The organism is Desulfurispora sp. (assembly GCF_052744395.1).
Genome location: NZ_JBRAJI010000057.1, coordinates 1 through 14,405 on the forward strand (window position 1 = coordinate 1; position 14,405 = coordinate 14,405).

Below are 14,405 nucleotides of genomic sequence, written 5' to 3' on the forward strand. Positions count from 1 at the left end.
TAAATATCGCAGAATATCAATGGTTTTTAAAAATTTATTTCACGGATTCAGGTTTATATCAGTTTAACATAAGTTGAATATCAGAACCTACAATAGCCTAATTAAATTTTCATAAATTTTGCGGAGGAGAACCACGCCCCCTCCGCAAACAGCTGGCCCAGCTTAATTTCCGCCACTTATAATCGCCGCCAGATGGCGGCGGCGGCAGCCAGCGCACAGCTGCGGCAGCGCCCCTTCCGCCCCGGTGCGCTGCTGCACCAGCTGGAGCAGCTCCGGACTGGCCAGGGCCTGGCCGCAAAGCGCACAGGACACTACTTCTCTTTCCACCTGCCAGGGCCAGCCCACCAGCCGCCCCTCCCGCAGCTTAAAGTTCACCACCCCGGTAGGACAAACCCGGGCGCAGGCCTGGCAGGCCACACACCGGTCAGGCGGCTTGCCCCAGGGTGCGGTCACCCGCCGCAAGCGGCCCCGCCAGGCAAAGCCGATGGCCTCCACTCCCTGGGTAGCACAGGCCCGCACACAGCGCCCGCACAGCACACAGCTATCCACAGCCTGCCGCCGGGCAAAGGGGGTATCCGCCACCCCCAGCTGCTGCATCAGCTGCTGCACCGCCGGGGTGCGGGCCGCCCCGGGCACAGCGGCCAGCAACAGCTGCAGCAACACCTGGCGGGCCCGCACCACCCGGGGCGAAGCGCTGAGCACCTTCAGCCCTTCCTGCACTGGCAGGGTACAGGAGGCCGCCAGGCCCGGCCGCCCCCCTTCCAGCACTTCCACCACACACAGCCGGCAGGCCCCGTAGGGCGGCAGGGCCGGGTGGTGGCAGAGCGTGGGAATGACGATCCCTTCCCGCCGGGCCACCTCCAGCACAGTAGCCCCCGGTTCGGCAAAGTAGTCTACCCCGTCAATCCAAAGCTGCACCGCTCACCCCTCCTTAAGGCGCCACCACCTGCACGGCCCCCCGGGGACAGGCCAGCAAGCAGGCCCGGCAACCGATACACTTGTCCCCGTCAATCTGATGCGGCTGCCGCAACTGCCCCGTCACCGCCCCGGCCGGGCAACTGCGGGCACAAAGACCACATCCGCTACAGCGCTCCTCATCCACCCGCAGCGCAAACAATCCCGGACAAACCCCGGCCGGACAAAAGCCGGCCAGATGGGCCTCGTACTCCTCACGGAAATAGCGCAGTGTGGACAGCACGGGGTTGGGCGCGGTCTGCCCCAGCCCGCACAGAGCGGTTTCTTTAACCACACCGGCCAGCTCTGCCAAAAGCTCCAAATCGGCCGCCTGCCCCCGGCCGGAAGCGATCTTTTCCAGCAGTTGCAGCATCTGTCCGGTGCCCTCCCGGCAGGGCAGACACTTGCCACAGGACTCGGCACTGGTAAAGGAGAGAAAATAGCGGGCCACATCCACCATGCAGCTGCGGCTGTCCAGCACCACCATGCCTCCCGAACCCATAATAGAGCCAGCCCGCCCCAGCGCTTCGTAATCCACCGGCAGATCCAGCAAAGCGGCCGGCAGACAGCCGCCCGAAGGGCCACCGGTCTGCACGGCCTTGATGGGATAAGCGCCACTGCCACCGCCCATACCCTCCACAATATCCCGCAGCCGGGTGCCCATGACTACCTCCACCAGACCGTTGCGCCGCACCTGACCCACCAGGGAAAACACCTTGCTGCCCCGGCTGCCCGCCGTACCCAGGGCGGCATAACTTTCCTCGCCCCAGGTAAATAAAAGGGGCACGCTGGCCCAGGTTTCCACATTATTGATACAGGTGGGGTACCCGTAAAGCCCCTGCTGGGCTGGAAAAGGCGGCCGGGGACGCGGTTCGCCCGCCCGTCCTTCAATGGAGGCAATCAGGGCGGTTTCCTCACCGCACACAAAGGCGCCCTGGCCCTGTACCAGCAGCAGATCAAAGTCCCAACCGCTGTCCAGGATATTGCGTCCCAAAAGTCCGGCCTGGCGGGCACAGCGGCAGGCTTCCTCCAGAGTTTTTACCGCCAGCGGATATTCCGCCCGCACATAAATAATGCCCCGGGTAGCGCCCATAGCCCGGGCTCCAATTAACATGCCCTCCAGCACGGCGTGGGGGTCGCCCTCCAGCAGGCTGCGGTCCATATAAGCGCCGGGGTCTCCTTCATCGGCATTGGCAATAATATACTTTACCTCCCCCGGCGCCTGGCGGGTCAGATCCCATTTGCGAGCGGTGGGGAACCCCCCTCCCCCCCGGCCCCGCAGGCCGGAGCGTTCCACCCGGGCCAAAATTTCCTCGGGCGACATGGACAAGGCCCGCTTCAGGCCCCGGTAGCCGCCCCGGGCCATATATTCTTCCAAAGAAAAGGGATCGATCAGGCCGCAGTTGCGGGTCACCAGGCGGGTCTGACCCCGGTAAAAGGGATGCTGGCTTAAAAGGGGCCAGCCGGCAGGCACCTGGCCGCCCGGCCGGTCCAGCAGTCTCCCGGGAAAAAGCTCGTCGGCCGCCACCACCCCCAAAAGACCTTCCCGCAGCGGCCGGCCCGCCAGCAAGGCGCTCAGCAGTTCCCCGGCCCGCTGCGGGTTTACCCGCCCGTACACAAACCGGGGCCCGCCGGGCAACTGACAGGCCACCACCGGCTCCTGCTGACAAAAACCCGGGCAGCCTGTACTGCCCACCAGCACCCGGTTGGGGTGCTGACCGGCCCGTTCCTTCAGCGCCGCCAGCACCTCGCCCGCTCCGGCCGCCAGCCCGCAGGAACCCAGCGCCACACTGACCTTGCCCAGCGCCGGGTAAAGGCGCGCCTCGCCCGCCCGCTGCCGCTCCCGCCACCAGCTTTCAGGGCGCAATTCCCTCACCCCCCGCCAGTCCGTCCAGCATCCGGCCCACCTGGTCTGCCCCCAGCCGGCCGTATACCCGGCCGTCCACACTGACCACGGGGGCCAGGCTACAGCAGCCCAGACAGCGCACTTCCTCCAGGGTAAATTGCCCATCGGGCGTGGTCTGTCCCACCGCTATGCCCAGCTTTTGAGCCAGCGCCTGCCCTACCTGTTCCGCCCCGCGCACGTGGCAGGCGGTTCCCCGGCACAGGGCAATCACCTTCTCCCCCCGGGGGGTCAGGCTAAAAGCGGCATAAAAAGTAGCCATGGCAAAAAGCCGGCTTAAAGGTATTTGCAGGACTTTAGCCAGCTCCTCCAGCACCTCGAAGGGCAGGTAGCGATACCTTTTCTGCACTTCGGCCAGCAAGGCCAAAAGCCGCCCCTCCCCGGGCGGACAGGCCGCCAGCAGTTGTTCTATTTCCCCCGCCGACAAACTATCCCTCCTTGCCGGCAACCCGGCGGCCGCACAGCGGGCAGCCGGGCTGCCTTTCCACCTGAATCAACATTTGCCGGTTGAGCAACTGGTCATAAACCGTCCGCATCCCCCAGGACCATGTTTTCAGCTGCAGCAGGTACTTTATGGCAGCACCGGCCAGCAAAATGCCGGCCATACCCGCCGCCGGCCCCGTTACCGGGATATCGGACGGGCAGGGGTATTCCCGGGGCCAGTAGCAACCCAGGCAGGCGCTGCGGCCCGGCTGGCTCCAAAAAACCTCGGCGCTGTACTCCTGGACAAAAGCGTGGCCGATGGGGCGACCGGCCCTCAGGGCGGCCCGGGCCGCCGCCAGCTTGTCGGCCGGCCGGTCCAGAGCCTCCAGACAAAGATCGCTCCGGGCGGCCAGCTGAAGCATCTGCTCCTCGTCCACCCGCTGCGCCACCACCTGACACCGCACCCCGGGATTGACCTCGGCCAGGTGGCTCTCCGCCGCCCGGGCCTTGTATTGGCCCAGATCGCTCATGGTATAGAGCACCTGCCGGTGCAAATTGGACAGTTCCACCCGATCACCGTCTACCAGCCAGAGCTGGCCCACTCCGGCCGCCGCCAGATACAGGGCAGCCATACAACCCACGCCGCCCAGCCCCAGCACCACCACCCGGCCCCGGGCCAGCCGCTCTTGACCGCTCTCTCCCCAACCGGGAACAGCCATCTGCCTGGCATACCTCCCCACTTCCATCCCCCGGCCCTCCTTTCCCGCGCCCTGCCAAACACCCGCTGCTCTTTAAGCCGCCCCGCCGATTACGCCAAAGGAAACCACATCGCCTTCGGCCAAAGGGGTGGCCAGCCCGGCAGGAAAATGCCCGGCTTGGTTTAAATCCAGCGTATTCACATTGATATTCAGATAATCCTGCTGGCTGTACAATGGACGGATGTAACACAGGCGGATAAATTTATACCCGTAACGTTCCTGCAACCGGTCCAAAAGCTCCTGCACCGTGCAACCAGCTGGCAAATCCACTTCTTCCATCAGGCGCCCGGTCAGCGTGGAGAAAAAACCGTAGTAGCGCAGCAGCACCCGCATGCTACCGGTTCACCTGCTGCTCCAGATATTTTTCCCGGTACGGAACCAGTTCGGCGGCCACATCCTCCAGCCCGTAGGCCGCCAAAGTCTCGGGCTGCACGAAACCACTTTGGGCATCCCAGCCCCGCACGGCATAATAACGGGGCAAAAGCTCCTCCTCGGGGAAGACCACACCCTGGTTGGGTCCTTCGGGCATGGGCTCCCGGGTAAAGCGGGCCGGATTTTTATCCTCGTGCCGCCCCACCAGCAAGCGGTTCCAGTAAGCCCGCTCCAGGTGCACAATGCGCCCGCCGATCTTTAATAGCTCCTCCGGCCCGATCTCCAGGCCACAACCCGTCTGGAGCAGGCGGGCCATGTCCTCCAGGAGCACAGCATAGGACCAGTTGTGGGCAAACGTACACTGGGTCAGGCTATCGCCTACCGCTTTCAAATCTTCGCAGTAACACTGCATCTCGGGCTTGCGCACCGGAGACAGGCGCTCCTCGGCCTCACTGGTGCCCAGAATTTTCTCCACCAAGCCGGGATAAAAGCGCCCGGTCAGTTCCAGACAGGGCAGACCCTGCAGGTGATCGGCCCCCCGGTGTCCGGTGGCAAAGCCAATGCCAAAAGCAAATCCCAACCCCCGGGGGTCGTCCTGAGACATGTCATTGCCCTTCACCGTCATGGTATACTCTTCACCCACACCAAAGTGCCGGGCTGCCCGGAAAGAGCCTTCCGCCAGGATGTCCCCCAGCCCCTGGCGCAGCGCAATCATCTTGATCAACCGGTCAATTACTGTTTGATCGCCCCAGTTTAACTCTAGCCCACCGGTCTGCTGGCTGTTTAATAGCCCTTTTTCCCAGCACTCCATGGCCCAAGCAATGGCGCCGCCCGTAGAGCAGGAATCCATGCCGTATTCATTGAGCAAAAAACTGTTGTGCAGCACGGCCGCCGGATCCAGCAACCCCAGCCGGGGGCCGATGGCCGTCAGAGTTTCATATTCGGGCCCGCCCCCGGCCTCACCGGCATACTGTCCCCGGTCAATGCGGCTGTAGCGCCCACAGGAAATGGGACAGGCAAAACATCCCTCCCGGGCGGCCAAAAACTTGTCGCGATGGTTTTCCCCGCTGAGCAGATCGGCCCGGGGGTGATAGCCCGACTGGAAGTTGCGCCAGCAAAACCAGCCCTGCTCATAGTTGGCCGGCATGGTCAAAAGCCAGGTCCCCTGGTCATAGAGCATTTTCACCATGATGTCCTGCTGCATCCGCCGGCGCAATTCGGCGCACACCTGGAAAAACTCCCGGGGCCGGGCGATGGACACCGGACGGGTACCGCGCACCACCACGGCTTTCAAATTTTTCGACCCCATTACCGCCCCCATGCCGGTGCGGCCGGCAGCCCGGGACACATCGTTAATTACACAGGCAAAGCGCACCCGGTTTTCCCCGGCCGGTCCAATCAGAGCGATGTGCACATCGGGGTTACCCAGTTCCTCTTTGAGCAGTTCATCGGCCTGGGAAACCAGTTTGCCCCAGAGGTGCCGGGCATCCCGGATTTCCACCCGGTCACCGTCAATATACAGGTATACCGGATGGTCGGCCCGTCCCTGGACCACCAGCTGATCGTAGCCGGCAAATTTGAGTTCGGCCCCCCAGTGCCCACCCATGTTGGCATCGCCCGGCCCGTGCGGGTGCTGCAGCGGTGAACAGGCTGTCACCGTAGTGCGCCCGCTGCAGGGCGAAAAGGTTCCGGTAAGCGGCCCCACCCCGAAGATCAGGCGGTTGTCCGGCCCCAGGGGATCGGTGCCCGGTGGCACCTCCCGGTAAAGCAGGGCACTGTTAAATCCCCGCCCGCCCAGCCAGTTTTGCCGCCATTCGGCGGGGATATTTTCCACACTCCACTGCCCGCTGCTCAAATCCACCCGCAACCTTCTACCTGTCCAGCCGTACAGCATGGGCGCCCCCTCCTTCCTGTTCCAGCAGGCGGGCCAAAAATTCCCGCCGCCGGTTTTGCAATGAATCATCCAGGTAACCGTAGCGCAGAGCTCCGGAAGGACAGAACTGCACACAAACCGGATCCCCGTCGCACAGGTTGCACTTCATGGCCACCTGCTTTTCGGGGTGATACCCGGCCTGTCCCAGCGGGCAGGCCAAAGCACAGGCCCGGCAACCCAGGCATTTTTGTTCATCCACCACCACCGCCCCGGTAACCGGGTGCAAGCTGATGGCCCGCACCGGGCAGACCAGCATACAGTACGGCCGGCTGCAGTTGGCACAGGTAGTGGGCACACTGATCCCCCGGGCCTCGAACTTGACCACCCGGTTGCGGGCTAAAAGCGGGCTGCATTTGCCCTCGTGGTGGAGGGAACAGGCCATTTCGCAGGTGCGGCAGCCCGTACACCGGCGAAAATCCACCAGCAACATTTTTTCCACTTTGCTCCTCGCCTCCCTGTTCTGTACAGGAGATCGCCACCGGCCTTCCGGTCGATCCCCCAGGCTGATTTCAAAATTATAGCAATATATATGCCATACACCAGACAGTACCATGTTCGACATATTTCGCCATCAGGCAAGCGGATTCTTCTTTTTGATCCCCGCAGGCGGACTCTAATCGCCCCCTCCTAACCCCTGAAAGGTCGGGCCGCAACAAAAAAAGTGCCGCCAAATTGGCGGCAACGCCGATCTATTTTTCCTGTAAATAATACCGCAACTGGCGGGGGGTGAGATTGAGCCGCTCTGCCGCCTGCTGCCGGCAGTTTCCGCACTGCTCCAGGGCTCGCCGCACCACCCGGCGGGCAAAATGCTCCTGCAGCTGGCGCAGTTCCTGCAGGCCCGCCGGCAGATCGGGCAACTGGTCCGGGGACAGGGAATCCAGATACTGCTCCAGGGCCCGGCGCAAAACCTGGCCCACAGTCCCGGCCGGAGCGGCCGGGGAAGAGACCGGTGCCGGGGAGGACGGTAAATACGAACAGGCGCTTTGCTCCGGTTCTCCCCAGGGCAGCTGCAGGTGGCCGGGCATGATGGTTCCCCCGCCGCTGTGCACGGCCGCCCGGGCCAGCACATAAAGCAGTTCCCGGACATTGCCCGGCCAGTCATATTCCTGCAGTAGCTTTAGCGCCGGGCGGGAAATGCCGGTCACCGGAACATCCAAACGCTGCCGCAGAATGTATTCCACCAGGGCCGGCAGATCCTCCCGCCGCCGGCGCAGGGGCGGTACCTGCAAGGTTACCGCGCTCAGCCGGTAATACAAATCGGTGCGGAAACGCCCTTCCCGCACGGCCGCCCGGATGTCCCTATTGGTGGTGGCCAGCACCCGGGCGGCGAAAGGGCGCAGCTGTTCGCCGCCCAGGCGGGTGAACTGGCGGGTTTCCAACACCCGCAACAGCAGCACCTGCAGCTGCGGCCCGGCCTCGCCCAGTTCATCCAGCAGCAGGGTGCCCGTACCGGCCAGCTCCAGTACACCGCAGCGGGCCTGCCCGGCACCGGTAAAAGCCCCCCGCTCGTGGCCAAACAGCTCGCTGCCCAGCAGGGAATCGCTGAAAGCGGCGCAGTTCACCCCCCAGAAAGGACCCGGCCGGCGGCTGCGCCGGTGGATAAAACGGGCCAGCACCTCTTTGCCGCTGCCGGTCTCGCCTTCAATCAGCACAGGCAGCGTCGTAGGCGCCACCGCCGCGGCCCGGGCCAGCAACTGCCGCATCAGCGGACTTTGCCCCACAAAAAGCTCGCCTTCTTCTCCGCCCTTTTCCCCCACCGGCAGTCCCGCCTCAGCAGTGGTTACCGACACCGGCGGTGCCAGGCGATGAATGAGCTTTTCCAGGGCCTCGACCTCGGCAAAAGGCTTTTCCAGATACTCCTCGGCCCCCAGGCGCAGCGCGGCCAGAGTGTGCTGCACCGTACCGTAACCGGTCATGATCACCACCCGGCAGGCCGGACAGCGCTTTTTTAAATCGGCGAGCAAATCCAGACCGTCGCTGTCGGGCAGCTTTAAGTCCAGCAGGGTTAAATCAAAGCGCTGGGTGCGCAAAAGCTCCTGCATTTCCCGTCCCGTAGCGGCCACCAGCACTTCATAATGCTCCTGCAACAAGTGGCGGAAGAAAACGCCCACTTCCCGTTCATCATCCACCACCAGCACTCTGGGCTTGGACAAACAGCATCCCCCTCACTGTTCAATCAACAGCTTCTCCCCGGCCCAGCGGGGCAGCACCAGACAAAAGGTGCTGCCCTGTCCCGGCCGGCTGCGCACCAGAATTTCTCCCCCGTGGGCCCGGGCAATCTCCCGGCTGATGGCCAGTCCCAGGCCGGTACCGCCCCGCCGGCCCCGGGTGGTGTAAAAGGGCTGAAATATTCTCTCCCGGCAGCCGGCAGGCACTCCGCAACCCTCATCGCGCACACACCAGTACACCCGCTGCCCGCCGGCCAGCACTTTTACCTCCACCCCCAAGCGCCCGGTACCGTGCAGGGCCTCAGCAGCATTGAGCAGCAAATTGACCAGCACCTGGCACAGCTGCTGGCGGCGGGCCCAGACCGGCGGCAACCGCTCCGGTATTTGACACACCAGCTGCACCTTTTGGCGGCGCAGGGCATGCCCCACCAGTTCCAGAGCCTCCTCAACCACCCGGCCCGGTTCCACCCTCTCCGGGGCATCCTCCTGCTGGCGGGAAAAATCTAACAGGCGGCGAATGATCTTCTGGCAGCGCAGGCCGCAATCCTTAATGCCCGCCAGCAGTTCCTGCTTTTCAGGCAGCAGCACCGCCCCGCTGCGCTGCAGCAAACTGGCATGACCAATGATGGCGGTAAGTGGACTGTTCAGCTCATGCGCCACCCCGGCGGCAATCTCCCCCAGCGCCGCCAGGCGGGCCGAATGCACCAGGCGGGACTGCAGCTGCACCTGCCGGGTGACATCGCGTATGGTCAGCACCACTTCCTGCCCTCCGGCCTCTTTTTCTTCGACACCAGTCACCGGGGATACGGCCAGTTCCCAGACCATCTCCCCCGGCCAGTGCACCCGCTGCCGCACCGTCCGGCCGGTAGCCCGCACCCGGGCCACCGGACAGCCCCCCTCCAACCCGGCCGGCCAGAAACACACCTGCTCCCCCCGGCCGGGAAAATGCCGGCGCATGCGCTCATAGGCCGCGTTGCAGCGCACCACCCGGCACTGCCCGTCCAGCACCAGCAGAGCGTCGGCCACCGCCCGGCAGGTAGCCACCCAGGCCTGGCGCAGATGGCTTTCCCGCTGGAAAAGGCGGCTGTTTTCCAGACAAACCGCCAGGTGATCGGCCAGCAGCTGCAGCAGAAGCACATCCTCCCGGTCAAAGGCCTGCTTTTGCCGGCTGCCCAGATTGAGCGTGCCGATCACCTGTCCCTGCAGGGCCAGGGGCACCACCACGGCCGACCGGATCCCCAGGCGGGCCAGATCGGCGTCCTCCCGGTAAGCCCCGCCCACGGCGGTAATATCCCGCCGCAGCACCGGCCGCCCTTCCCGCACCACCCGGCCGGGCACACTGTCCGCCAGTTCCAGCACGGTTCCTTCGGCCAGCAGGGTCTGCCCGGCCGGCAGCCCGGCCTTGATCACCAGCCGTCCTTCCTCTAAAAGGCAAAAACTGAGCAAATCATGGGGCACCATTTGCCCCAGGCGCAGGGCCACCTCTTTGACCATGTCCTGAAAGGACATCTGCACAGTAATACTGCGGGAAAGACCTCCCGCCGCCTCCAGCTGCACATTGCGCCGCCGGGCCTGGCGGGCCAGACGCCGGGCCAGCTGAAAGCTCTCCTGCCAGCGCTCTTTCAAGCGCACCGCCCGGCTGTACAGGCGGGCGTTTTCCAAGATCAGGGCCAGCTGGTCGGCCACCTGCTGCAAAAAGGCCTCGTCATCCCGGTTATACATGCCTGGCCGGCAGCTGCCCAGGTTGAGCGTCCCCAGCACCCGCTCCCGCACCACCAGCGGCACAATCACCACCGCCCGGATGCCCAGCACGGCCAGGTCCCCGCTTTCGGCATAGCCGGGCGGCAGCTGCACATCCTCCACCCGCAGAGCGCGCCGGTTTTCAATCACCCGCCAGGGCAGGGAATCGGCCCGGTCCAGCACCCAGCCCTCATACAGCACCGGAGTGTTGCGGGGCACACCGCTGTGAATCACCAGCCGCCCCTGCTGCAGCAAACAAAAACTGAGCAGATCATAGCTGACCACCTGCCTGAGCCGCCCGGTTACACTGTCCAGCAGTTCGGTGAAGGGGGTATTCACGGTCACCGAACGGGCAATCTGGCAGATAATCTCCAGCTGCAGATTGCGCCGCAGCAATTGTTCCACCAGGGACTGGTTTAACAATCTGTATCACCTTTTTCCAGCTTCACCTTAATCTCCGAATACCTGATTATGTTAAATCATATCAAAATTACCTTCAACCTTCCAGCCAAAACGCTCAATTTTGGTTATTGCAATAATTATCTGACACGAAGTATAATTTAGACACAAGGGCATATTAATGGTGGATGAAGCAGGCAGGAGAGTTCCCCTGGCTGGGGAACGCCGAAGAAGCAAGCCGGCATCACAGGGGATGGTGCCCGTGAAACTTTCAGGCCAGCCTACTGCCGCTGACACCCCTCTGGAGAGCTCCCTGCCCGGTTGCGGCGCGGGACACCGAAGGAGTAAATCTCTCAGGTAAAAGGACAGAGCCATTACCCCACCGGGGAAGGCTCTGTTTTTTATTTGCCCCGCCCAGACCCGGCAAAATATTGGGGAGGTGAATAAGGGTAAGCTACCGGGATACCCCCCCATTGCCGAATTTTTTATTGTTTTTATTTCATCAACCAGTACACTGAAGAAAAAGGGGGAACATTGAACACATGGACAAAATCATGGCCTTTCTGGACAAGGCCGGCAGCATCGTCTGGGGGCCGCCCATGCTGGTGCTGCTGGTGGGGACAGGCCTCTTCCTCACCCTGCGCCTGGGCTTCTACAGCTTCACCGCGTTGCCTTACGCCTTAAAACTGGCCTTCTCCCGCCACCAGGATCAGAAGTCCCAGGGCGATGTCAGCCACTTCCAGGCCCTGATGACCGCCCTGGCCGCCACCATCGGCACGGGTAACATCGCCGGCGTGGCCACCGCCGTGGCCCTGGGCGGGCCGGGCGCGGTGTTCTGGATGTGGGTCACCGCCCTGGTGGGTCTGGCCACCAAGTATTCCGAGGCTATCTTAGCCGTCAAATACCGGGTAGTGGATGAAAACGGCGAAATGGCCGGCGGCCCCATGTACTTCATCGCCCGGGGCATGGGTTTAAAATGGCTGGGGGCCCTCTTTGCTTTGTTTGGAGCCATAGCCGGCTTTGGCATTGGCAACATGGTGCAGTCCAACTCGGTGGCCGAAGCCATGCACGGCACCTTTGGCCTGCCCATGTGGATCACCGGCCTGGTGCTGGCCGTGTTCACCGCCCTGGTAATCATCGGCGGGATCAAGAGCATCGGCCGGGTTACCGGTTTTCTGGTGCCCATTATGGCGGTTTTCTACATTGCCGGCGGACTGATTATTATCATCATGAACATTAACCTTTTGCCCGCAGCCATTGCTCTGATTCTCAAAGCGGCCTTTACCGGCCAAGCCGCCGCCGGCGGTTTTGCCGGCGCCACAGTAATGATGGCGCTGCGCTACGGAGTGGCCCGGGGCGTCTTCTCCAACGAGGCCGGCCTGGGCAGCGCGCCCATTGCCGCCGCCGCGGCCAGGACCGACCACCCCGGCCGGCAGGCCCTGGTCTCCATGACCGGTACCTTCCTGGACACCATTGTGGTTTGCTCCATCACCGGCCTGGTGCTGGCCATCACCAATGTCTGGTCCTCGGGCGAAACCGGGGCCAAGCTCACCACCCTGGCCTTTGAAACCGGCCTGCCCGGCGTGGGCAAATATATTGTGGCCATTGGCATCATCCTGTTCGCCTATTCCACTGTGCTGGGCTGGGCCTATTACGGCGAAAAGTGCGCCCAGTATCTGCTGGGCAGCCGGGTGCTCCTGCCCTATCGCTGGCTGTGGGTGATTGCGGTCTTTGTGGGCACCACGGTCAAGCTGCCCCTGGTGTGGAACCTGGCCGACGTGTTAAACGGCCTGATGGCGGTGCCCAACCTGATTGGCCTTTTGGCTTTGAGCGGTGTGGTGGTTAAGGAGACTAAAGACTTCATCGCCCTGCGCCAGCGGGAGCAGGGTAGCAGCCTGCCCATGTAGCGTTTATCAATGTTGGACGTCGGTCGTCGGAAAATAATAGAGCAGATTCCTGATGCCTGAACAAAGCTGCAGAAAAACGCTCTTGATAGAAAAGCCCCCTGTGGCGGGACAATATCCCCCACAGGGGGCTTATTATGCTCAAACCTGCGCCAGTTTAATCAAGCAAAAACCTCTGCCAGATTAATTTCCAGGCCGGGCAGCAGGGGTGTGGTCAGCACATCGGGAGGAGTATACTCGCCGCTCAGCGCATAGCGGTCCTGCTCATCCCGGCGGTAGACATGCACAGTGCGGTCCAGGGGGAAGACGATCCAGTATTCGCCCACGCCGTGCCGCTCGTACAGGTCAAATTTCAGGCTCAGGTCGCGGCGGGCCGAGGCAGGAAAGACAATTTCCACCACCAGGTCGGGAGCGCCCAGACAGCCCCGCTCGTCCAGCTTGCCCGGGTCGCACACCACCAAAAGGTCGGGCTGCACCACATTGACCGCCTCCCGGTCGCTCTGGCCGGGCTCGGGCAGGCGCACATCCAAAGGGGCCATGTATACTTGACAGGTTCCCCTTTCCAACTGGCCGGACAGACTCAGATAAAGCCTGCCCAGCAAAAGCTGGTGCCGGCGACCGGGAGAGGGAGTCATCAGGTAAGGCACCCCGCCAATCAGCTCCCAGCGCTTTTCATCCTGCCAGCCCAGGTAGTCGCCATAGGTGTAACGCCCGTCTTTGGAGGGTGAAACTGCCAGCATAATCATTCCTCCCATCGAAATTAATTTGCAGCCAGGGCTTCCCCGGGCAGTGCCGGGCCATGCCGGACCGGCTGCCGGCTCCCGGTGCGTCCGGTTGTTAAAATTAATTATACCAGACTGGTTGCTATTATTTCCATATATCTACAAAAAACCCCGGCCGTGTTCAGCCAGGGTTTTCCTTTTCCGCAAACCTTTCTTTTCCATAAACCTTTCTGGCTTTTTGCTCGGCAAACCTTCCTTGTTTGCCTCCCCGGTGCCGGTGGAGGCCTTGAGCATCATATTTCCCCGAACAAAGCCGCCGCATTGGCTACCACCGCCCGGCCCAGGGCATCCACCTCTATGCCCCGCAGGCGGGCGATTTCCTGCGCCACCAGGGCCACATAGGCCGGCTCATTGCGCTGGCCGCGGTGGGCCTGGGGGGCCAGGTAGGGGCAGTCGGTCTCGATGAACAGGCGCTCTAAAGGCAGGCGGGCGGCAATCTCCTGCAGCCTTCGGGAATTGGGATAGGTCACCGGCCCGGCCAGGGAGATGTAAAAGCCCAGCTTAATGCACTCCTGGGCCATTTCCCAGCTGCCGCTAAAGCAATGCATGACGCCGCCCCGCCGGGGCACGCCATCGTTTTTCAGGATGCTCAAAATGTCGCCGTGGGCGTCCCGGTCGTGGATGACCACGGGCAGATCCAGCTGGCGGGCCAGGTCCAGCTGCTGGCGGAAGACCTGCTGCTGCACCGGCCGGGGCGACAGGTCGCGGTAGTAGTCCAGGCCGATCTCGCCAATGGCCAGCACTTTTTTGTGCCCGGCCAGCTCGGCCAGCTGCTGCAAATAGTCGGCGGGCAGGCGCCCGGCATCGTGGGGGTGGATGCCCACCAGGGCGTAGATCATGGTGTGCTCCTCGGCCAGGGCGACGGCCCGCCGGCAGGAGGGCAGGTCGTAGGCGGCGTTGATGATGCGCACCACGCCGGCCTGTCTGGCCCGCTGCAGCACGGCGGGCAGATCGGCGGCGAATTTGCGGTCGTCCAGGTGGGCGTGGGTGTCTATGAGCATGGGCCGGGAATCTGTGGACATGAGCATGGTCTCCAGTGCTTGATTTATATTTTGGGTTTTGATATATA

12 protein-coding genes and 1 riboswitch are annotated in these 14,405 nt (G+C 62.9%); of the genes, 1 reads left to right on the top strand and 11 read right to left on the bottom strand.

Features of this window, described 5'->3' with window-relative positions; translation table 11 throughout:
* Positions 1 to 162: 162 nt before the first annotated feature.
* From ACUVTU_RS12115 to ACUVTU_RS12155, 9 genes are all read right to left on the bottom strand, one after another.
* Entirely contained in the window at positions 163 to 918 is a 756-nt protein-coding gene (locus ACUVTU_RS12115; RefSeq protein WP_445890219.1) for a 2Fe-2S iron-sulfur cluster-binding protein, read from the bottom strand.
* Positions 919 to 931: 13 nt separating this feature from the next.
* Positions 932 to 2,821: an NADH-ubiquinone oxidoreductase-F iron-sulfur binding region domain-containing protein gene (locus tag ACUVTU_RS12120; RefSeq protein WP_445890220.1), complete on the bottom strand. Its 1,890-nt coding sequence runs from the start codon at positions 2,819 to 2,821 to the stop codon at positions 932 to 934.
* A complete protein-coding gene (locus tag ACUVTU_RS12125; RefSeq protein WP_445890221.1) occupies positions 2,811 to 3,284 on the bottom strand; it encodes an NADH-quinone oxidoreductase subunit NuoE family protein in 474 nt (157 codons plus the stop codon). The genes ACUVTU_RS12120 and ACUVTU_RS12125 overlap by 11 nt, the downstream gene beginning before the upstream one ends.
* Before the next feature lies 1 nt (position 3,285).
* Positions 3,286 to 4,026 carry a HesA/MoeB/ThiF family protein gene (locus ACUVTU_RS12130; RefSeq protein WP_445890222.1) on the bottom strand — a complete coding sequence of 247 codons (741 nt, stop codon included), beginning with the start codon at positions 4,024 to 4,026 and terminating at the stop codon, positions 3,286 to 3,288.
* 45 nt (positions 4,027 to 4,071) lie between these two features.
* Positions 4,072 to 4,371, bottom strand: coding sequence for a MoaD/ThiS family protein (locus tag ACUVTU_RS12135; protein ID WP_445890223.1), 300 nt, complete (start codon positions 4,369 to 4,371; stop codon positions 4,072 to 4,074).
* 1 nt (position 4,372) lies between these two features.
* Positions 4,373 to 6,304 (bottom strand): aldehyde ferredoxin oxidoreductase family protein, encoded by a 1,932-nt coding sequence (locus ACUVTU_RS12140; RefSeq protein WP_445890224.1) that lies wholly within the window; start codon positions 6,302 to 6,304, stop codon positions 4,373 to 4,375.
* The gene (locus ACUVTU_RS12145) at positions 6,282 to 6,773 is read right to left on the bottom strand and encodes a 4Fe-4S dicluster domain-containing protein (protein ID WP_445890229.1); all 492 of its coding nucleotides are present in this window, start codon (positions 6,771 to 6,773) and stop codon (positions 6,282 to 6,284) included. Before ACUVTU_RS12145 ends, ACUVTU_RS12140 begins: the two co-directional genes overlap by 23 nt.
* A gap of 259 nt (positions 6,774 to 7,032) precedes the next feature.
* Positions 7,033 to 8,496, bottom strand: a complete 1,464-nt coding sequence (locus ACUVTU_RS12150) for a sigma-54-dependent transcriptional regulator (RefSeq protein WP_445890225.1) — start codon at positions 8,494 to 8,496, stop codon at positions 7,033 to 7,035.
* Positions 8,497 to 8,508: 12 nt separating this feature from the next.
* Positions 8,509 to 10,674 (bottom strand): GAF domain-containing protein, encoded by a 2,166-nt coding sequence (locus ACUVTU_RS12155; RefSeq protein ID WP_445890226.1) that lies wholly within the window; start codon positions 10,672 to 10,674, stop codon positions 8,509 to 8,511.
* 267 nt (positions 10,675 to 10,941) lie between these two features.
* Positions 10,942 to 11,029, top strand: a riboswitch (glycine riboswitch).
* 163 nt (positions 11,030 to 11,192) lie between these two features.
* Here ACUVTU_RS12155 and ACUVTU_RS12160 point away from each other — a divergent pair.
* Positions 11,193 to 12,557 carry an alanine/glycine:cation symporter family protein gene (locus ACUVTU_RS12160; RefSeq protein WP_445890227.1) on the top strand — a complete coding sequence of 455 codons (1,365 nt, stop codon included), beginning with the start codon at positions 11,193 to 11,195 and terminating at the stop codon, positions 12,555 to 12,557.
* Between the two features lie 158 nt (positions 12,558 to 12,715).
* On the opposite strand, the gene ACUVTU_RS12165 is transcribed toward ACUVTU_RS12160, so the two are convergent.
* Positions 12,716 to 13,294: a Uma2 family endonuclease gene (locus ACUVTU_RS12165; RefSeq protein WP_445890228.1), complete on the bottom strand. Its 579-nt coding sequence runs from the start codon at positions 13,292 to 13,294 to the stop codon at positions 12,716 to 12,718.
* Between the two features lie 275 nt (positions 13,295 to 13,569).
* On the bottom strand, positions 13,570 to 14,364 hold the full coding sequence (locus ACUVTU_RS12170) for a TatD family hydrolase (RefSeq protein WP_445890230.1): 795 nt from the start codon (positions 14,362 to 14,364) through the stop codon (positions 13,570 to 13,572).
* Between the last annotated feature and the right edge of the window lie 41 nt (positions 14,365 to 14,405).

Excerpts from the sequence above, each read along its gene's own strand:
- ACUVTU_RS12130 (WP_445890222.1), bottom strand. The coding sequence starts at position 4,026 with ATGGAAGTGGGGAGGTATGCCAGGCAGATGGCTGTTCCCGGTTGGGGA.
- ACUVTU_RS12135 (WP_445890223.1), bottom strand. The coding sequence starts at position 4,371 with ATGCGGGTGCTGCTGCGCTACTACGGTTTTTTCTCCACGCTGACCGGG.
- ACUVTU_RS12140 (WP_445890224.1), bottom strand. The coding sequence starts at position 6,304 with ATGCTGTACGGCTGGACAGGTAGAAGGTTGCGGGTGGATTTGAGCAGC.
- ACUVTU_RS12145 (WP_445890229.1), bottom strand. The coding sequence starts at position 6,773 with ATGTTGCTGGTGGATTTTCGCCGGTGTACGGGCTGCCGCACCTGCGAA.
- ACUVTU_RS12160 (WP_445890227.1), top strand. The coding sequence starts at position 11,193 with ATGGACAAAATCATGGCCTTTCTGGACAAGGCCGGCAGCATCGTCTGG.
- ACUVTU_RS12165 (WP_445890228.1), bottom strand. The coding sequence starts at position 13,294 with ATGCTGGCAGTTTCACCCTCCAAAGACGGGCGTTACACCTATGGCGAC.
- ACUVTU_RS12170 (WP_445890230.1), bottom strand. The coding sequence starts at position 14,364 with ATGCTCATGTCCACAGATTCCCGGCCCATGCTCATAGACACCCACGCC.